Genomic DNA, 20,346 nt, shown 5'->3' on the forward strand with positions numbered 1-20,346 from the left:
AAAAAGTTAATATTTTGATGAACAAACGAAAAAAGCACCCCAAAGTGCGGGATGCCTCTTGCATATTCGATGGTTTTGCCGCTATGACGGCAATCATTACAATTTTGATACCGTTCAATCCTGAACATTTTTTCGAGGTATCAATGATATTATTTACCAAATGAAGAAGGATCTTCACGCCAGGATTTAAGCAACTCAAAGTCACTCTCCTGAATCGTTCCCTGAGCCAAAGCCACATCCATCAGCGCCGTGTAATTAGACAACGTCTGAAGTGGAATTCCAGCATCTTCGAATGCTTTAACACCTTTATCCAGCTGATAGCTGAAAATCGCAAGCACGGCGAGAGGTGTTGCGCCTGCTACACGTACGGCTTCGGCTGCTTTGATCGAGCTTCCACCTGTAGAGATCAGATCTTCGATGACAACCACTTTCTGTCCTTCGGTAATCAGACCTTCGATCAGGTTCTCTTTGCCGTGTCCTTTCGCTTTATCACGAATGTAGGCCATCGGCAGATCCAGCTTCTGAGCCACCCAGGCAGCATGCGGGATACCTGCGGTTGCCGTACCTGCAATGACTTCTGCATCTGGGTATTGGTTACGAATAATCGTTGCAAAGGCCTCAGCGATATCGTTGCGAATCTCCGGATAGGACATCGTTAAGCGGTTATCGCAGTATATTGGTGATTTGATGCCGGATGTCCATGTAAATGGCTGCTGCGGACGCAATGCCACGGCTTTGATTTTCAACAGTTGGGAAGCAATATGATTCGGAATCTCATTCAGTTCGATCATGCGTTCAACATCTCCTTCAAAATGGTTTCTGCCGCTTCACGCGGATTGGGAGCGCCTGTAATGGGTCTGCCTACGACAATGTAATGACTGCCTCTGGAAATGGCTTCACCCGGCGTCAAGACGCGTGTCTGATCTCCCAGACCACTACCCGCTGGACGGATTCCTGGAGTAACGGTGTGAAAAGCACTGCCACACGCTGCCCGAATTGCGGGCACTTCCAGTGGAGAAGCAACAACCCCATCCAGTCCGGCCTCTTGGGCCAGTCCTGCATAACGGACCACAGCAGCTTCCACACTTCCCGGAATGCCAATCTCGTTATTCATCGTTTCCAGACTTGTACTGGTCAGTTGGGTGACTGCAATGATCTCGGGCTTGCTAAGGGAAGGATCAGCAGCTATAGCTGCCTCAGCACCTTCACGTGCAGCACGCATCATGAGGGCTCCACCTGCTGCATGTACATTGAACATGTCTACACCCAGACGTGTGATACTTTCAGCACCGCCACGAACGGTGTTGGGAATGTCATGCATTTTCACATCCAGAAAAACGGAGTATCCTTTGGATTTCAGCTCCCGAATAAACTCCGGTCCTGCTGCGTAGAACAGCTGCATGCCCACCTTCAGATAACAGGGAATACCTTCAAGTGCTTGTACCAATGCTTTCGCTTCTTCTGCTCCAGGATAATCCAGTGCCACCATCAGACGGCCAGCCATTTCATTGAAACTCGCTTGATTCATCACCAGCGCTCCCCTCCACTTGCTCATTTTTTCTGTTTTTGCCCGATATAAAGGACATCCCGCCAGCCCGCAGGCTGACTGATGTCCTTCATCAGAGAGTTATTATTTTACAAAGACAGGCATTGCTTCCGAAGAGAAGTTGATCGTTTGCAGCATGATCAGCAGCGCACGAATCGTATCCAATGAAGTCATACATACAATGCCGTTCTCTACCGCTTCACGACGGATACGGAATCCATCACGCTGCGGTGTTTTGCCTTTGGTGAGTGTATTGAAGACAAAGTTTGCTTCGCCGCTACGGATCATATCCAGAATGTTCGGCGAACCTTCACTTAATTTGTTCACAGTCGTTACCGGAATGTTCGCAGCTTCAAGCGCAGCTGCTGTTCCGCCGGTAGCCATGATTTTGTAACCCAGTCTGTAGAAACCTTCGAGCAAAGGAACCGCTTCGTCTTTGTCTTTGTCTGCTACAGTCACAACAATTGCTCCGGTTGCCGGAATTTTCATTCCTGCGCCGATAAGACCTTTGAACAATGCTTTAGCGTAATTCGGGTCACGACCCATAACCTCACCTGTAGACTTCATCTCAGGTCCGAGGGTTGGTTCTACACGACGCAGCTTCGCGAAGGAGAAGACCGGAACTTTAACAGATACATGATCCGATTCAGGCCACAGCCCGTCAACATAACCAAGATCTTTTAGTTTCACACCCAGAATGGCTTGTGTTGCCAAGTTCGCCATCGGAATGTTGGTTACTTTGCTCAGGAATGGTACGGTACGGGATGAACGCGGGTTCACCTCGATAATGTACACTTGGCCATCATGGATAACAAACTGGATGTTGACCAAACCTACCGTTTTCAGTTCTTTCGCAATTTTAATTGTAATCTCTACAATTTTCTCTTTCAAATCCTGGGACAGATGTTGAGGAGGATATACCGCGATGGAGTCACCAGAGTGAACCCCTGCACGCTCGATATGTTCCATGATTCCCGGAATCAATACCGTTTCACCATCACAGATGGCGTCAACCTCAACTTCTTTACCCATCATGTAACGGTCGATCAGGACCGGATGCTCCGGATTGATTTTAACCGCCTGTTCCATGTATGTCAGCAATTCAGCATCGGAGTATACAATCTCCATCGCACGACCGCCGAGTACATAGGAAGGACGAACCAGTACCGGGTAGCCCAGACTTTGAGCTGTTTCTACCGCATCATCAACGGAAATGACCGTTTTACCTTTTGGCTGTGCAATCTCCAGACGGGAGAGCAGACGTTCGAACTTCTTGCGATCCTCCGCCTCATCGATGCTTTCCAGATCCGTTCCGAGAATGGTTACACCTGCATTACGCAGTGGTGCTGCCAGGTTGATGGCCGTTTGACCACCGAACTGTACGATAACTCCTACTGGTTTCTCCTGTTCAATCACGTTCATGACATCTTCGAAGAAGAGCGGTTCAAAGTATAGGCGATCTGATGTATTAAAGTCCGTAGACACCGTCTCCGGGTTATTGTTGATAATGACTGCTTCATATCCTGCTTTTTGCAATGCCCATACTGCGTGTACAGTAGAGTAGTCGAACTCGATCCCTTGACCGATCCGGATTGGTCCTGAACCCAGTACCACAACTTTTTTCTTGTCTGAAGGGATCACTTCATTCTCTGTCTCGTAAGTTGAGTAGTAATATGGCGTTGTTGCTTCGAACTCAGCTGCACATGTATCTACCATTTTGTACACTGGGCGCAGGTTCTCTGCCTCCCGACGAGTTCTAACTTCCGCTTCAGTTGTTAATGTGCCTCCTGGTTGACCTTGCGCACGCAGTTCAGCAATGGCGCGGTCCGTGAATCCAAGGCGTTTCGCTTGATACAGAATGTCGGAAGACAATTCGGATTCTTCGCGAATGCGATCTTCGAATGCGATCAGACCTTCGATTTTGTCCAGGAACCACCAGTCGATCTTGGTCAGGTCCTGCAGTTGTTGCAATGTATATCCTCTACGGAATGCTTCCGCAATCAGGAAGATACGCTCATCATCTGCTTTGATCAGACGCTCGTTCAGGGTAGCTTCGTCCAGCGTTTCAGCATCCTTCAGGTAGAGGCGATGTACGCCAATTTCCAGGGAACGAACTGCTTTGTGAATCGACTCTTCGAATGTCCGGCCAATAGCCATTACTTCGCCTGTTGCTTTCATCTGAGTTCCCAGTTTACGGTTCGCCGAGATGAACTTATCGAACGGCCAGCGTGGGATTTTGCTCACGATATAATCCAGCGTAGGCTCGAAGCAAGCATACGTTTGGCCTGTTACCGGGTTCACGATTTCATCCAACGTGTAACCCATGGCAATTTTGGCAGCCATTTTTGCAATCGGATAACCCGTTGCTTTGGAAGCCAGAGCTGATGAACGGCTTACCCGTGGGTTTACTTCGATAACATAGTATTGGAAGCTGTGTGGGTCCAATGCAAACTGTACGTTACATCCACCCTCGATGTTCAGGGCACGGATGATTTTCAGGGAAGCTGAACGCAGCATTTGATATTCACGGTCCGACAGGGTTTGGCTTGGTGCTACGACGATACTGTCGCCTGTATGAACACCTACCGGGTCAAAGTTTTCCATGTTGCAGACAACGATACAGTTATCGTTTTTGTCTCGCATAACCTCATACTCGACTTCTTTCATTCCTGCAATGCTCTTCTCGACCAGACATTGCCCAATCGGGCTGTAACGAATTCCCGCTGCCACCGTCTCGCGCAGCTCTTCTTCGTTCGCACAGATTCCGCCGCCTGTTCCGCCCAGTGTATAGGCTGGACGTACGATGATTGGATAACCAATCTCATTTGCAAATTCAAGTGACTCTTCAAGTGTCGTTACGATGACACTTTCTGGTACAGGTTGTTCCAGTTCACGCATCAGGTCACGGAACAGATCACGATCTTCCGCTTTCTCGATGGATGTTAACTGTGTTCCGAGCAATTTCACATTTTCACGTTCCAGCACGCCTGCACGAGCCAGTTCTACAGCCATGTTCAGACCTGTTTGACCACCCAATGTTGGCAACAAGCCATCTGGACGCTCTTGACGAATGATTTGGGTTACAAAATCCAGTGTAATTGGCTCAATGTAGACTTTGTCAGCCATGTTTGTATCCGTCATAATGGTCGCCGGGTTGCTGTTGATAAGTACAACTTCCACGCCTTCTTCTTTCAGAGCCTGGCAAGCTTGTGTACCGGCATAATCGAACTCGGCCGCTTGACCGATGACGATTGGACCGGAACCAATCACCAGGATTTTTTTGAGATCTTTGTTAATCGGCATGTTATTGTGCTCCTTTCACTGCGGCTGCCAATACGGCTTGACGCGGCTTTTGCGGGTTAGTGATCTTGTGCTCGCGAATCATCTCGATGAAGCGGTCGAACAGGTAGCTGTTGTCGTAAGGACCCGGGGCTGCTTCAGGGTGATATTGAACCGAGAATGCCGGGAATGATTTATGTTTCAGACCTTCAATGGTCTTATCGTTATTGTTGATATGTGTAACTTCCAGGTCTGTACTCTTCACAGACTCTTCGTTTACGGTAAATCCATGGTTCTGGGATGTGATGAAGCAACGTCCGCTCTCCAGTTCTTTCACCGGGTGGTTTCCTCCGCGATGTCCAAACTTAAGTTTTTCCGTGTCTGCTCCTGCTGCAAGTGCGAACAACTGGTGACCCAGGCAGATACCGAAGATCGGGTATTCGCCAAGCAATTCACTGATCATGTTAACCGCGTGAGGTACGTCTTTCGGGTCCCCAGGGCCGTTGGACAGTTGAATTCCGTCCGGGTTCAGGCGACGAATCTCGTCTGCTGTTACATCATGTGGAACAACAACAACGTCACAGTTACGTTTGCTGAGTTCGCGCAAGATTCCTGTTTTCGCACCATAATCCACGAGCACAATACGCTCAGCCGTTCCCGGGCTGTTGTAGACATGCTCTGTAGAAGTCATTGGCACCTGGTTACGCAGTTCTGCAATGGTGGTGTCTCCCATCATCTCCAGCAGTTCTTCCACAGGCTTCGATCCTGTTGTGAGAATTCCCTTCATTGTGCCGTGGTGACGAATCCGGCGAGTCAACATGCGTGTATCAATTTCGCTGATTCCTACGATGCCGTATTCTTTGAGCAGATTGTCTACGCTGTATTCCGCACGCCAGTTACTCGGCGTTGGCTCATGACGACGCACAACAAAACCGTGTACGTATGGACGAATCGACTCAAAGTCATCACGCGTAATGCCGTAGTTTCCGATCAGCGGATACGTCATGGTTACGATTTGACCGCAATAGGAAGGATCCGAAAGCACCTCTTGATAGCCTGTAATTCCCGTATTAAAAACGACCTCACCTGTAGTTTCACCTTCAGCACCAAATGCTTTCCCGGTGAACAGTGTGCCGTCTTCCAACAATAATCTTGCCTGTGCCTGCATCCCATTTCACTCCTCTGTGTTTATCAACGTTGAATGGCATTTGGGTTGAACTTTCTGGAAACTTCGTGCGGCTCCGCTGACAGAAAACCCTTTGATCGCTGTTATCCCCGGATTACTTTTTATCATTTTTCAAATGATGTAATCCGGTGATAAAGGCGAACGCTTTGCTTCTTCGGGTCTTTTCTGTCCGCTCCGCAGTAACGCTAGTGTCCAAGTTCAAAATCATGACATTCAACTTTGCTTGTTTCGTATGTTAGACTCTCGGCATGATTTGCCTCGAGTTAGTTGAAAAGATGTTACTGGTGTAAAAGTTGTAGATTAAGTTTTAGAGTTAGAGTTAGAACTAGATTTAAAAAGATTTGTTGTTTTTAAAAAGTTAAGAGTTACTGTTGCTGATTTAAAGAGTTAAAGATATAGCGTTACTAATTTATTAATTTACTAAATTACCGTTTTACTGTTGTACCGTGTTATGCCACACGCTTTTTCCATCCACCCATGTTTGTACGGCCCAGCCTTTCAGCTTCCAACCTGTGAATGGTGTGTTTCTTCCTTTGGTTGCAAACGTTGCAGGATCAACTGCTTTTTCCTCGTTCAGGTCAATCATCGTGATATCGGCTGGTGCTCCTTCTTCCAGTTTGCCTGTATCCAGTCGGAATACACGTGCAGGATCAGCTGTCATGCGTTTCACCAGGAAGTCCAAGCTCCACAATCCTGTTTCCACAAACTTGGTGTACAGCAGCGGGAAGGCTGTTTCGAATCCTACGATTCCGAAAGGTGCCAGCTCCATGCCTTTGGCTTTCTCTTCTTCACTGTGTGGCGCGTGATCAGTTACGATCATATCCAGCGTGCCGTCCAGCAAACCTTCGATACAAGCCTGCACATCGCGTGGTGAGCGTAGCGGCGGGTTCATCTTCCAGTTGGCGTCCATGCCCGGGATATCTTCATCCGACAACACCAGATGGTGCGGACACACCTCAGCAGTTACTTTAATACCGATGGACTTCGCCAGACGAATCAGGCGAACCGATTGCTCTGTACTTACGTGGCAGACGTGGTAATGAACTCCCGTTGCTTCTGCGAGCAGAATATCACGGCCTACGTGGATAGCCTCGGATTCATTAGGAATGCCTTTGATGCCGTGACGTTTCGAAAACTCGCCTTCCGTCACATATCCACCTACAACCAGTGAGTCATCTTCACAGTGAGCGATCACGGGCATATCCATGCTTGCTGCGAGGCTCATGGCATCTTTCATCATTTGAGCGTTTTGTACGCCTACACCGTCATCTGTGAATCCAATAGCGCCTGCTTCTTTTAATGCGGCAAAATCGGTAAGTTCACGACCTAGTTCATTTTTTGTAATGGCTGCGTAAGGCAACACTTTAACCAGATCAGCTTCTTTGGCTTTATCCAATACCAGTTTCACAACTTCCGCTGTATCTGTAACTGGTCTCGTGTTCGGCATGCAAGCGATTGTTGTAAAACCACCTTGTGCTGCTGAACGGGCACCTGTCTCGATCGTCTCTTTGTGTTCGAATCCAGGTTCACGCAGATGCACGTGCATATCGATCAATCCCGGAATGACCAGTTTGCCTGATGCGTCTGTCACACTTTGCGCTGACTTTTCGGCGTCCAGAACGGCTTGGTCTTCCAGACCAGCGATCTTTTTAATTTTACCTTCATCTATAATGATGGTTTTCCGTTCAAGTTCCCCTTTTTGGTTCAAGACGTTCGCGTTTTTTATAATCTGTAGCATAATTGCCCTCCGCTTCGGTTCTGTCCGGCTTACCAGGCAAGCCGGATGATTTTCTTTATCGTGTACTCTCTTATTGCTCTATAAGAACTACCGTACCGTCAGCCTATGACCCACAGCCAGACCCTGTTACAGTTTCATCGCACGTTCCATAACCGCCATGCGGATTGGAACGCCGTTTGCCATCTGCGGGAAGATCCGCGATGCTTCACTTTCCACAACCGCGTCATCTACCTCGACGTTGCGATTCACTGGAGCAGGGTGCATGATAATGGTGCTTGGTTTTAGGCGTGATGCCCGTTCTTCCGTCAATCCGTAGTGTTCGCGATAATCCTCAGCTGAAGTAATTAAGCCATGTTGATGACGTTCCAGTTGAACACGGAGCATCATGACTACATCTGCATCCAGCGCTTCTTCAAGACCGACATAAGGAGCATGCTCTGCGAGTTCCGGTGCCTGCATCGTTTGTGGTGCACAGAAGCGTACATCTGCACCAAACTTTTGCAGTGCCCACAGGTTGGAACGAGCTACACGGCTATGCAGAATGTCACCAATGATGGAAACACGCAAGCCTTTCAGTTCGCCAAATGCTTTCCTCATCGTGTAGAGATCCAGCAACGCCTGTGTGGGATGCTCATTGTTGCCGTCTCCGGCGTTAACAAGTGGTACATTCACTTTCTGAGCCAGTTGTTGCAGAACGCCTGCCGGTTTCAACCGGATCACCCCTGCATCAATGCCCATCGACTCAAGTGTTCGTACCGTATCGTAAATGGACTCTCCTTTTTCTACACTGGATGCAGCTGCCGTAAAGTTCAGCACTTGTGCGCCCAGGCGTTTCTCTGCCATTTCGAAGGAGAAACGGGTACGTGTGCTGTTCTCGAAGAACAGGTTTGCAACGAAGCGTGATTCCAGTATAGGAACCAGTTTCTCTTTCTGCGCTTCCCAGTGAGCCGCTCTGTTTAGAATGGACTCGATTTCTCCTCGACTAAGTTCCTTCAGTCCAAGCAAGCTTCGGTCTCTCAATGCTGTCTGTGTAATCATTATGCTTGCTCCCCCCGGTTCTGAGTGATTTTGACTTCGTCCTGTCCGTCCGTTTCCATGAGTGCAACTTCAATCTCCTCTGATTTGGAAGTCGGCACATTCTTGCCGATAAAATCAGGTCGAATTGGAAGTTCCCGGTGTCCGCGGTCTGCGAGTACAGCCAGCTGAATGTTCTGCGGTCTTCCACAGTCCATCAGGGCATCCATCGCTGCGCGAATCGTCCGTCCGGTATAGAGCACATCATCGAACAAAATCACTTTTTTGTTATGGATCGAAAGTGATTCAGGTGTCATAATCAACATTTCCTTGCGATTCGCTTTATTTTCGTCCAAGCGGTCATCGCGGTAAGGAGTCACATCCAGTTCTCCCCAGGGGACTTTGGCGCCTTCGATTTCTTCAATCTTCGCGGCAATCCGTTCTGCGAGGTAAACCCCGCGTGTACGGATACCGACCAACACACAATCGTCGATTCCTTTGTTTTTCTCCAATATCTCATGGGCAATCCGTGTTAATGCGCGGCGGATCGCCGTCTCATCCATAATGACATGTGTCTCTGTGCTCATGCGTTCAGCCTCCTAAGGATTTCCCTTCAGCATCATGGCCCCGTGACGAGGAGAAAAAAAAAGACTCCTTGCCGTGTTTATTGGCAAGGAGTCTCCGAACTTCAGACCGCTCTGAAGAAAGTTTACTCTCGGGGATGCATCGCTTCATTTGCCGCAGCAAAAAAACGATGTATCGTTCACGTTACCTTGCCAGTCTCACGGGACTGATTTAAAGGTGCTATTCATGTCGTTCATATTGCAGGACCTCACAGGGTTCTGTAATCAATATGTCCGTTTGTCTTCATGAATTATGACAGAAAGACAACCCCCTGTCAACACCTCACCATCGCAGGTGAAAACCCTCTGCTACGTTCTTCTTAGAATCAGCAGTTAGGCTGAAAAACATCCATGCACAATACATCTCATTGGTTATTCATAATTATACAACATTTCTGCATATTTATCCATAGGCAAATGAGAAATTTGATATAACCAAAATAAACCTCTGACTATACTTAAGTAGAGACAAAACACTTCTTTTTAGAACAAACGGTAAGTTTCATTTTACGCAATATATGAAGGCTCTGAATTAGTACCAAGTGAAATGGGTACAGTTTATAAACATGAACCCATTCATAGATGCTGCAATAATGCCGATATACATAAGATTCACAAATATGCGACATAGAAATAAGATACGCCCTACATTTATGTACATTTAGGAGGAAGTCATGCGTCACATTTGGCACGTTTACAAAACAGACTGGTTGCATATTCTGAAGGTTCCCACAGGTATATTTCTAATTGTGGCTATTATTCTACTGCCCGGGGTGTATGACTGGGTCAACGTGAAGTCCGTCTGGGACCCATACAGTAATACCCAGGGGATCAAAATTGCAGTGACAACTGAGGACAAGGGTGCGACTGTTGAAGGAACCCATGTTAATATCGGAGACGAACTGGTATCCAGCCTCAAACACAACGAAAAGCTGGGCTGGACTTTTGTGGACCAGGCTGAGGCTAATCGGGGTGTGCAAACTGGAGAGTATTATGCAAGCCTGCTCATTCCGGGGGACTTTTCATCCAAAATTACAGGCATCGTTGATGGAAAGCTGGAACGTCCAGAGGTAATCTATACCGTTAATGAAAAGGTAAATGCCATTGCTCCTAAAATCACAGGCTCTGGTGTATCTGCCATAACAACACAAATCAATGAAAATTTCACTGAAGCCGTCAGTGAGGCCGTTCTAACCAAGTTGAATGAAGCCGGGGTTGAGATTAATTCCCAGCTTCCAACATTACGCAAAATGGAGAATGGCATTTTTACGCTGGAGAAAAATCTTCCGGCTATTCAAGCCGCAGGTCAAAAGGTTCTGGAAGTAGAAAAAGCCATGCCCGAGATTGTAAAAGATGCTCAAAAGATCGTTGAAATCGAGAAAAAACTGCCTGAAATCAATGAAGCAGCACAGTATGTGCTCAAGGTGCAGGAGTATTGGCCACAAATTAATGATGCGGCTTCCGAAGTGCTGGCTATTCAAGGGCGGATACCGGATATACAAAAAGCGGTAGAACGCATTCGAGAAGTGGATGAAAACTTTGGCCAGGTATCAGATGTCATCCAAACGGCGCTGGATAAAACCAACAAAGCTCTGTCTATCGTAACGGCAGCAGAGCAAGATTTGGACAAAGTATCACAAATCGCTGGCAACGGGATTGAGCTTGCAGAGGGATTAAATCAGTTCGTGGATTCCAGTGAAGAAGCGTTTCAGACCATTGGCCCGACGATCCGCCAAAATCTGCTGCTGGTGCAGCAGATTACTAACGCTGCAGGAGACGTATTTGCACAATTGCAAAATTCGGATCTTAATAACCTTCCTACTGTAGAAGATCTCGACCGGATTGCTTCACGTTTAGGGGTTGCGGTAAAACTCGTGGACAGTATGGCAGAACTACTGGGCAACATCAATAACTTGCTTCCAAGCCAACCACTTGCCGATAAAATCACACAACTGAACTCCATTTCAGATAAACTTCAGTTGCAGATCCGCTTGGCTGGCATCATCAGTGATGCCATGCGTCGTAATACAACTCCACCAACAGACGTCATCGCTCAGTTAAATACTCTCTCGAAGGACATCAGCAGCGGGATTGGCAATATCTTAAACACCTATGAAAGTGAAATATCGCCTTCACTTGCAGCAGGTGCGGATAAGCTCAGGTCTATCCTCTCCACTTCAGCAGAAACTCTACAAGGAGCAAAAGATCGATTTCCTGATATTGCGGACATTCTTGCATCGGCCAAAGAAGGGATTACGTTTGGGCAGACCGAGTTGACGAAAATCCAGAGCGACCTGCCTCAAATACAATCTAAGATCCATGAGATATCAGAGACACTCGCGAACAAAAGTGAAGGTTTTATCCAAGCTTTGAACACCGTGTCTTCATTAATTCGAAACGATCTGCCCAAGCTGGGAAAAAAACTGAACGAAGCAGCTAATTTTGTACGTAATGATCTGCCTAATGCCGAGAAACAGATAGGCAAGGCATCCGATTTTGTTCAGAACCAGCTTCCGGAGGTCGAAAAAGGAGTACTTCGTGTTGCCACGCTGGTACGTGATGATCTGCCAGAATTGGAAAGTGCCATCAGCAAGGCTGCAGACAAGCTCAGGGAAGTTGAAGGTAATAACCAGTTTGCCGAACTTGCCAAACTTTTGCGCGGCGATATCGAAGAAGAAAGTGCTTTCCTTGCAAGTCCGGTGCAAATCAAGGAACAACAGCTTTACCCGATTCCGAATTATGGATCGGCCATGTCACCATTTTATGGCGTGCTGTCCTTGTGGGTTGGCTCAACACTGCTGATTTCTCTGCTTCGTGCCGAAGCTGAGAATCCAGAGGGCAAGTTCCGAGGATATGAGTTATATCTTGGACGTCTCGCTACTTTTCTGACCATTGGGTTACTTCAGGCGATATGTGTCACTCTGGGAGATATCTTAATCCTTGGTACCTATGTCGCAGATAAACTGTGGTTTGTCCTGTTTGCCATGCTGGTGAGTGCCGTATTTGTCACCATAACGTACACCCTGCTGTCCGTATTTGGAAATATCGGAAAAGGGATCGCGATTATCTTCATGGTGTTCCAGTTCTCCAGCTCCGGCGGTACGTTCCCAATCAGCATGACATCACCCTTTTTCCAGGCATTGAATCCGTTCATGCCCTTCACGTATGCGATCAGTCTGCTGCGTGAGTCGGTCGGCGGCATATTGTGGTCTACTGCCATCAAGGATATTCTGTGGTTGTGTATGTTCATCGCGCTGAGTCTCATTGTTGCTCTCGCTTTGAAACGTCCACTCAGCAGTCTCACCAAACGTTCAGCCGAGAATGCCAAGAAAACCAAAATTATTGCTTAACTCATTTGCTGGGCACTAAATAAGAAAAGGCCATTGGACTTTCCATCCAATGTCCTTTTCTTATTCATTATATGAATCGATACATTTGACTATTTGACTATTTCACTGAGCGTTCCTGTTCCAACTGATTATAGGATTGTTTGATTGTTGTTAATGTTTCTACATGGCGATAGATGTTGTTACTTGCCGTGACGATAACACATAACATGATCAAGCCTATAACCACTTTTTTTCCCAATCCCGGAGGAAGGCTGATGACGAAACCTCCACCCAACAGGAAGAACGCAAACAGATAATGTCCCGCATACAGGTACATATCGTATTGAAACACAGCTAGACCAAAGCCCACTACGACATGAAGCAAAAAGGCAAACAGAATATATGGCACAAGGGTCCACACTTCACGTTCACGAATGCCCTTAATGAAGCCCATGAGTGCCAACAGTAAAATAAAGATACCTGTCATCTGCACATAGAGTGGATTGGAACGGGATAGATCCGTAACAAAGGCTGCCATGCCCGGGTCCAGTAAATGCATCTTCGGTGTCAGCATCGGATTAATCGTTAGCATGTTCAATGCTTTCCAGTGAACAGCGAACTGGAATGGCGTTGCATAGCTGGTTCCACCATTTTGAATGCCCAACAGCCAGTTACTAACCCAGCTGCGACCTCCAAAGGCAACATACTGAATGCCAGTAAACACAACAATAATCAGAACCGCCAGTCCCATGATTCCAATGTACTTTTTTAAACTAGCTTTATTGCGCCATGCATGCATATTGAAGAATGTCGCAGCAGCAAATGGTACGATATTGGTCGAGGTTAGTCCAAAGTTAATCGATGCAAGCAATGCATTGGGTACATAACGTACGTCCTGACGCTCACGAGTATACTGCATGTAAACCACCGACAACAGAATAACGAACTGTACATAAGGATACGAATCCGGGATCAATGAGGTAAACATCAGGTAGGAACTGAAACCAAACAATAAGGCAAACAGTAGCGGTACGATGGTCGGTTTATCTTCTTTTTGACTCAGGAACAGATACGCCAGCACCACCGAACCCGCATTCACCAGCGATTGCAGGATTAGAAAGAACCAGTTGCCTCCCAAAAGTTTCGCTACAGCCGCAAGGGTGACTGCGAGAAAGGAAATCAGCGGATGGATCACGGAAGAACTGTTGTCCCCATAATACATTGAAGGATCAAAGTTGAATAAGTTGATTGGAAACAGCGTCGTATTAAATGGGCTATACGCCCCAAGCAGTTCTGCATTATTTTCTATGTACAGAACATACGAGCCGTTCATTAAACCATAGAACAGAGCAAATCCCGCAAACAGGTAAAAGGCTGTCCAGTTGGCTCTTCGATTATAAAATAAGTAATCTAAAAAGTTCATGCTTTCATTTCACATCCAATAAATTTTATAGTGCTTGTGTAAATAATCTTTAGTTCAAATTAAAACACCAGTAACAGTAAGCCACCCATAATACATGCCACACCTATCCAGCGTAAAGGGCCCACCGTCTCTTTAAATACCAGCCGAGCTATGATAAGAGTCCACACATATGTTAATGCGTTCGCAGGCAACACTACGGTTAATGGAAGAAACTTCAACAATACAATATTCAGCAAAGCGCCCGTTCCGTAGAATCCAAGTCCCATGAGTACATGCAGACGATTGCGACTGGAAGCATAAGCTTTCAGTCCGGCCCCGCCCAGTGCACCACACAACGTCATGACAATTAATACGGCAACCATCCAGCTATCGATCAACACTGGTTAATGTCACCCCGATTCCAAGCAACACAACTGCTGCCAGCTTTTGCACCGTAATTTCTTCCCCAAGCAAAAAATATCCATAGATTAAGGCAAATACGTAACTAGCACACATCAGAGGATAAGCAACAGAGAGTTTTTCCAGAGCAAAAGCTTTAATCATCAAAATCGCTCCAAGTCCATAACACAGAAAACCTACACCCAGGTAAATCCACTCGGTTAGTCCCCATTTCCAGAACAATTGACCCGTTGCTGTCAGAAAAGCGGAAACGAGCATTAACCATTTACCAGTATGACGCGATTTTATTTCCCCCACGTTAATGCCTCCATGTCCGGAACACGCTTGTTAATAAAGTATCGTTGACTCACAAGTTGCATGACGGGAAGGTCGGATAAGGAGTCAGAGTAGGAACATGACTGGTCATAATCAATGACCATATTCTTTTCACTCAGATAAGCCTGAATTCGGCGTACCTTCTCTTCCCCTTTGCAATTGCTGCCATCAACTCTGCATGTGTAACCATTCTCATGACGGACAAGTTCAGTTCCAATTACATGATCCACCCAGGGAAAATTATTAAAGTATTTCATATAGGCATGCGGAGATGCAGTTACCAGCAAGACATGATACCCTGCTTCTTTGCGATGTTGCATCTCTACACTGGCCTCGGCAAAAATGGACGTACGCAAGCGAGTATCAAAGAAATGTTCGAGATCTTTTTCAGACATACGCTCAATTTCTTGAAAGTAGGATCGTTTGACTTGTTCAACCGTCATGAAGCCTGCCTTGAATAACACGGTATGTAATGCAATGACAGGTAATCTCCATACCTGCCACGGGTAACGGCGAACACCGTAATGCACAAATTGAAACATGGAATCACTGCGTATGATCGTTTTATCAATATCAAAAATTGCGACTTTCGTGCTTTTCACCCTGATCCCCCTCAGCCTTTATTCAAAGATTGCAAAGATTGTAACAACACTTATCACATACAACATAACCGTAATTAATATGGGCTTGTCCTCAAACAGCACACGATCGGGCGAACCTCCCTGGTTCTTCATGTGGATCAGATACAGGTAACGGAACATGCCGTAAATGACCAATGGAATCGTCCACATGAGATGAATGGTTCGATCTGAAGTGAATGTGAACAGGGAATAACTGATAATCGTAGCTGTCGTCACAATTGTATTGAATTGATCCAGTAATGTAATGGAGTAGTTATCCAAAACCTTACGATGTGATCCCGTATTTCCCTCAAGCAACGTGAGTTCATTTCTGCGTTTTCCAATGGCCAAAAACAACGACAACAGCATGGTACAGATCAAAAACCACGGCGTGAATGGCACATGGATCAGCACACCACCTGCAATGGCACGAAGTACAAAGCCGGCTGCAATGGTCATCATATCCAGGATAACGAGATGTTTCAGCACAAATGAATACGATACATTCAACAGGAAATAGACGATACATAACACCCCGAATAGAGGGTTCATCATGAAGGCCGTTCCTACGGAAAGGATTAATAGAATAATGCCAAACAACAAAGCATGACTCGGATTCACCTGCCCAGAAGCCATAGGACGATACTTTTTCACCGGATGCTGTCGATCCCTGTCCCGGTCTACAAAGTCATTTAAAATATACACACAGCCTGCAACAAGGCTAAATAGAATAAAACCAAGCAACGTCGCAAGAATGGTTTCAGTCCGAATCTCCTCAAAAGAGAATAGTAACGCAGCAAATAACAGCAGATTTTTAGTCCACTGTTTGGGTCTTAACAATCTGATTAATCCTGACACTGTACTGCCTGTTCCTGTAGCCGGTGAGGACACCGTACTTGTTCGTGATGATAACAATTGTAATAACTCCCTTCAACAACAACTTCTGTATATAACAAATAACGTAAAGATCTAATCATATGTTGCTTGTATAATTTTGTAAAGGGAGTAAATGAAAAAATTCTAATATGGGCATAAAAAAAGAGACCGTTTCCGGTCTCTTCGTTAGTACATGATTTAACTATTGGGTAATGCGATTAAAATTCAAATTGTACGTCGCTCAGACGACGTTTGATTTCAGCAATAACACGTTTTTCTTCCTCTTCACCCTTCGCTTCAAAGGTTACAGAGAAACGAACAAAGTTACCCGCATCATCCCATGGTACGGATGAGATCAGTTTCTCACGGATCAGGAATTGGGAGAAATCTTCGCCGGATTCGAAGCGACGTCCGCCAACCACACCTTTTGGTGCTTCTACATACAGGAAGAATGAACCTTTAGGTTTTTCAGCCTGGAAGCCCAGATCGTTCAATGCGGCAACGAGCATGTCGTGACGGCGAGAATATTTCTCTGCAATTTTTTCCGTAATTTCAGGGTGATTCAATCCATACGCAGCAGCCTTTTGAATCGCGATGAACTGACCGGAGTCATTGTTGTCCTTCACGTCACTGAATGCTTTGACTACAAGCGGGTTACCCGCTACAAATCCGATTCTCCAACCCGTCATGTTGTAGGACTTGGATAGAGAGTGCAGCTCTACGCCGACATCCTTAGCACCAGGTACCGACAGGAAGCTGAACGGTTTTTTGCCATCATACGTCAATGCTGCATATGGAGCATCATGTACAACCACAACATTGTATTTCTTAGCCCATTCCACAACTTCAGTGAAGAACTCCACCGTCGCGCTTGCACCTGTTGGGTTGTTCGGATAGTTCAGGTAGAGCAACTTCGCACGTTTTGCGATGTCTTCCGGGATAGCCGTCAGATCAGGCAAGAAGTTGTTCTCTTTCGTCAACTGAATGTTATACACTTCTCCACCCAGATACTTCGTATGTGTGCCCATAACCGGATAACCTGGAACGGTCATAATGGTCACATCACCCGGATTGATGAAGCATGAAGGCATCATCGCCAAAGCCGGTTTGGAACCAATGGAGTGTACGATTTCAGTATCTGCATCAATACCTTCTACGTTGAATACGTTTTTCAGGTAAGAAGCAGCAGCAGCCTTGAATTCAGGAATACCATTGTCGGCATAACCACGGTTCTCAGGTCTGGAAGCTTCTTCTGCGAGTGCACCCACAATGCCTGCATCCGCCATTTCGTCCGGTTCACCTACACCAAGGTCGATCAGTTCCACATCGGGAAAATCTTTTTTGGCCGAAGCTTTGGCACGTTTGATTTTCTCGAATTTATAAATGTTCGTGTCTTTACCATAGTTGGAGCCACCGATACGGTCGGCAAAATTAGTCTGAATGTAAGTTTCTTGATATTTATCGATACTCATAACGTTGTTCATCTCCTCATTTGACGCAAATTTCTACACTTTAATATGAAGCATTTGCGTGATCAAAGCCATGGACAAAGTATCCGAACATTTGTACTTTCATGGAACTGTTAACGACTGCGTAGCGAGGCAAGCACGTCTTCCATATCTTGCGGAATCGGAGCTGAAAATTCAAGGTATTCTCCCGTTGTTGGATGCACAAATCCAAGAATAGCCGCATGAAGAGCCTGTCCTTGCATTTTGATGCCTTTATTCCGTCCATAAGTTGGATCTCCTACAAGCGGGTGACCGATAAATTTCATGTGAACCCGAATCTGGTGAGTACGTCCTGTCTCCAGTTTCAATTCCAGCAAGGTGTAATCATTAATCCGCTCTGTCACGGTAAAATGCGTAACGGCATGTTTACTGTTACGTTCTGTGACCGTATACATTTTGCGGTCATTGGTATCCCGTCCAATCGGTGCATCAATGGTCCCTTGATCATGATTAAGATGACCATGAACAAGCGCAATATACCGTCTGTTCACCGTATGGTCTTTCAACTGAGCAGCCAGTGATGCATGGGCACGATCGTTCTTGGCAGCCATAATCAAGCCTGATGTATCCTTATCGATACGATGCACAATACCCGGGCGCAACTCTCCATTGATACCCGAGAGGTCTTTGCAGTGATGCATAAGTGCATTAACGAGCGTACCCGACGTATGTCCTGGTGCTGGATGCACCACAAGACCACGCTGTTTGTTAATCACGATCAGGTCGCTGTCTTCATATACCACTTCCAGCGGAATATCTTCGGCAATGATCTCCACAGCAGCTGGTTCTGGAATCTGTAGCTCAACCAGATCTCCTTCGGATAACTTGGCATTGGCTTTGACTACAGCACCATTTACCGTAACCATTCCGTCTCCGATCCACAATTGAACTTGGGAGCGAGATACGTTATCCACGGCTTCCGTAATATATTTGTCAATTCGTTCTTTTTTATGTTCAGTGGCAACGGTCCATTCCATACGTTCATTGCCATTCATTAGTTCTTCGTCGTTATTCTGTTCCTTATTCGGATTACTCATGATGTTCATTCCCTTCAATCTTCGCGGCTGCTTTTTCGCGCCGTCCTTCAAGCAATGTCTCCACTATGATCAACCCTACACCGATGCAGATTGCCGAATCGGCGATGTTAAAAATGGGAAACGTATAACTTCCAAAATTAAGTTGTACAAAATCTACAACTTCTCCGGTCAATGCCCGATCAAGGAAGTTGCCAATTGCTCCACCAAGCACCAAACTAAGCGCCACAGGCAGCAATTTGTGGGGGGTATCTTTTACCTTTTGCAAATACCAAATCAAGGCAACGACCACAATCAACGTAACCACGATAAAGAACCAACGCTGGTCTTGCAGAATGCCAAAAGCTGCACCTGAATTACGATGTGATGTGATGACAAAGAAATTGCCGATGACCGGAATTTCTTCTCTGAGTTCCATCCGGGTTGCAATCAGATACTTGGTTCCCTGATCCAATAAAAATACGATAAAAGCGAGGATATAATACACCACGTTTGTTTGTCACTCCGTTCTTGTCTTTTCCAAACGATACCAGGCTTACGCCAGACTTGTTTATTGTAGCACAGCTGTTTGGAAATCGTCCACGACGCGCTACATCACAATGCTTATGGCAAAAACGATAACATTTCCCTTCTGTAATCTTGCCCTCAATGGCACATCCTACAATAGAGTCAAAATCCGGATTCCAGCATGAACGCAGAAAGGGGAAAATCATGTCACATTTTACTAACGAACAACTACAATTTTTACGTTCCCAACTGATGTCCGATAAGCGCGATATTGAACATAGACTTTCGGAAAACGAGCATTATGGCCTTGGAGACTCCCTTAAACTACAGACAGGGGAATTATCACCGATTGATAACCATCCTGGTGACATAGCCACGGAGGTGTATGAACGCGAGAAAGATATTTCCCTGCTGGAACATGATGAATTCCAATTGGAACGAATCGATTCTGCACTGCACTCCATCGAAGAAGGACATTACGGTACATGTGCGGTCTGCCAGCAACCCATCCCTTATGAACGCATGGAAGCTGTTCCCTACACCAAATACTGCAAAAAACATCAACCGGAAACCGTTGTCTCTGAGAACCGTCCTGTAGAGGAAGAATTCCTCGCCCCGGCATTTGGTCGAACCAGTCTGGACGAGCGTGATGATCAAAATGGCTTCGATGGTGAAGACACCTGGCAGATTGTTGAAAGCTGGGGCACATCGAACTCACCAGCCATGGCTGAAGGACGCGATATCGACAGCTATGATGTTATGGCGATTGAAGCCACCGATGAAGTGGAAGGCTGCGTTGAAGCGTACGAAAGCTTTGTTGCCACGGACATCTATGGTCATGACGTCTCCATCGTGCGCAATCGGCAATATCGCCAGTACCTGGAGAACCGTGAGGGCGAGGGTCTGTTAGAACCGGATATGGAGACGGATGACATGTACTAAATGCACT

Annotated in this window: 17 protein-coding genes; 2 read left to right on the plus strand and 15 right to left on the minus strand. The window is 46.3% G+C overall.

What is annotated here, in order from left to right; all coding sequences use genetic code 11:
• Positions 1-149: 149 nt before the first annotated feature.
• The 7 genes from pyrE to pyrR form a co-directional block, all read right to left on the minus strand.
• On the minus strand, positions 150-791 hold the full coding sequence (gene pyrE, locus BS614_RS24285; RefSeq protein ID WP_036614805.1) for an orotate phosphoribosyltransferase: 642 nt from the start codon (positions 789-791) through the stop codon (positions 150-152).
• Positions 788-1,528 carry an orotidine-5'-phosphate decarboxylase gene (pyrF, locus tag BS614_RS24290; RefSeq protein WP_074095837.1) on the minus strand — a complete coding sequence of 247 codons (741 nt, stop codon included), beginning with the start codon at positions 1,526-1,528 and terminating at the stop codon, positions 788-790. Before pyrF ends, pyrE begins: the two co-directional genes overlap by 4 nt.
• A gap of 102 nt (positions 1,529-1,630) precedes the next feature.
• Positions 1,631-4,849, minus strand: a complete 3,219-nt coding sequence (gene carB, locus BS614_RS24295) for a carbamoyl-phosphate synthase large subunit (protein ID WP_047843734.1) — start codon at positions 4,847-4,849, stop codon at positions 1,631-1,633.
• Position 4,850: 1 nt separating this feature from the next.
• Positions 4,851-5,993 (minus strand): glutamine-hydrolyzing carbamoyl-phosphate synthase small subunit, encoded by a 1,143-nt coding sequence (carA, locus tag BS614_RS24300; RefSeq protein ID WP_047843735.1) that lies wholly within the window; start codon positions 5,991-5,993, stop codon positions 4,851-4,853.
• A gap of 451 nt (positions 5,994-6,444) precedes the next feature.
• On the minus strand, positions 6,445-7,749 hold the full coding sequence (locus tag BS614_RS24305; RefSeq protein ID WP_074095838.1) for a dihydroorotase: 1,305 nt from the start codon (positions 7,747-7,749) through the stop codon (positions 6,445-6,447).
• Between the two features lie 126 nt (positions 7,750-7,875).
• On the minus strand, positions 7,876-8,787 hold the full coding sequence (locus tag BS614_RS24310) for an aspartate carbamoyltransferase catalytic subunit (RefSeq protein WP_074095839.1): 912 nt from the start codon (positions 8,785-8,787) through the stop codon (positions 7,876-7,878).
• Positions 8,787-9,350 (minus strand): bifunctional pyr operon transcriptional regulator/uracil phosphoribosyltransferase PyrR, encoded by a 564-nt coding sequence (gene pyrR / locus BS614_RS24315; RefSeq protein WP_017687330.1) that lies wholly within the window; start codon positions 9,348-9,350, stop codon positions 8,787-8,789. Before pyrR ends, BS614_RS24310 begins: the two co-directional genes overlap by 1 nt.
• Positions 9,351-10,060: 710 nt before the next feature.
• Between pyrR and BS614_RS24320 the strand changes: the two genes are divergently transcribed.
• Positions 10,061-12,736, plus strand: coding sequence for a YhgE/Pip domain-containing protein (locus tag BS614_RS24320; protein ID WP_074095840.1), 2,676 nt, complete (start codon positions 10,061-10,063; stop codon positions 12,734-12,736).
• Positions 12,737-12,833: 97 nt separating this feature from the next.
• Here BS614_RS24320 and BS614_RS24325 read toward each other — a convergent pair whose 3' ends face one another.
• The 8 genes from BS614_RS24325 to lspA all read right to left on the minus strand — a co-directional run bounded on the left by BS614_RS24325 (position 12,834) and on the right by lspA (position 19,380).
• A complete protein-coding gene (locus tag BS614_RS24325; RefSeq protein WP_074095841.1) occupies positions 12,834-14,138 on the minus strand; it encodes a DUF6080 domain-containing protein in 1,305 nt (434 codons plus the stop codon).
• 59 nt (positions 14,139-14,197) lie between these two features.
• Positions 14,198-14,518 carry an EamA family transporter gene (locus tag BS614_RS24330; RefSeq protein ID WP_336886750.1) on the minus strand — a complete coding sequence of 107 codons (321 nt, stop codon included), beginning with the start codon at positions 14,516-14,518 and terminating at the stop codon, positions 14,198-14,200.
• Complete coding sequence (locus tag BS614_RS24335; protein WP_197997836.1) at positions 14,505-14,795, minus strand: EamA family transporter; 291 nt, start codon at positions 14,793-14,795, stop codon at positions 14,505-14,507. Before BS614_RS24335 ends, BS614_RS24330 begins: the two co-directional genes overlap by 14 nt.
• A gap of 26 nt (positions 14,796-14,821) precedes the next feature.
• A complete protein-coding gene (locus tag BS614_RS24340; protein ID WP_036614827.1) occupies positions 14,822-15,454 on the minus strand; it encodes an HAD-IB family hydrolase in 633 nt (210 codons plus the stop codon).
• An 18-nt stretch (positions 15,455-15,472) separates the two neighbouring features.
• A complete protein-coding gene (locus tag BS614_RS24345) occupies positions 15,473-16,363 on the minus strand; it encodes a decaprenyl-phosphate phosphoribosyltransferase (RefSeq protein WP_074096975.1) in 891 nt (296 codons plus the stop codon).
• A gap of 203 nt (positions 16,364-16,566) precedes the next feature.
• Entirely contained in the window at positions 16,567-17,820 is a 1,254-nt protein-coding gene (locus BS614_RS24350) for an LL-diaminopimelate aminotransferase (protein WP_074095842.1), read from the minus strand.
• A 110-nt stretch (positions 17,821-17,930) separates the two neighbouring features.
• Positions 17,931-18,893 carry an RluA family pseudouridine synthase gene (locus BS614_RS24355; RefSeq protein ID WP_425320261.1) on the minus strand — a complete coding sequence of 321 codons (963 nt, stop codon included), beginning with the start codon at positions 18,891-18,893 and terminating at the stop codon, positions 17,931-17,933.
• Positions 18,886-19,380 carry a signal peptidase II gene (gene lspA / locus BS614_RS24360; RefSeq protein ID WP_017687321.1) on the minus strand — a complete coding sequence of 165 codons (495 nt, stop codon included), beginning with the start codon at positions 19,378-19,380 and terminating at the stop codon, positions 18,886-18,888. Before lspA ends, BS614_RS24355 begins: the two co-directional genes overlap by 8 nt.
• 221 nt (positions 19,381-19,601) lie before the next feature.
• Here lspA and BS614_RS24365 point away from each other — a divergent pair, with 221 nt between their 5' ends.
• Positions 19,602-20,339 (plus strand): TraR/DksA C4-type zinc finger protein, encoded by a 738-nt coding sequence (locus tag BS614_RS24365; protein ID WP_074095844.1) that lies wholly within the window; start codon positions 19,602-19,604, stop codon positions 20,337-20,339.
• Positions 20,340-20,346: the final 7 nt, after the last annotated feature.

It is taken from the genome of Paenibacillus xylanexedens, assembly GCF_001908275.1.
GTDB lineage: Bacteria > Bacillota > Bacilli > Paenibacillales > Paenibacillaceae > Paenibacillus > Paenibacillus xylanexedens_A.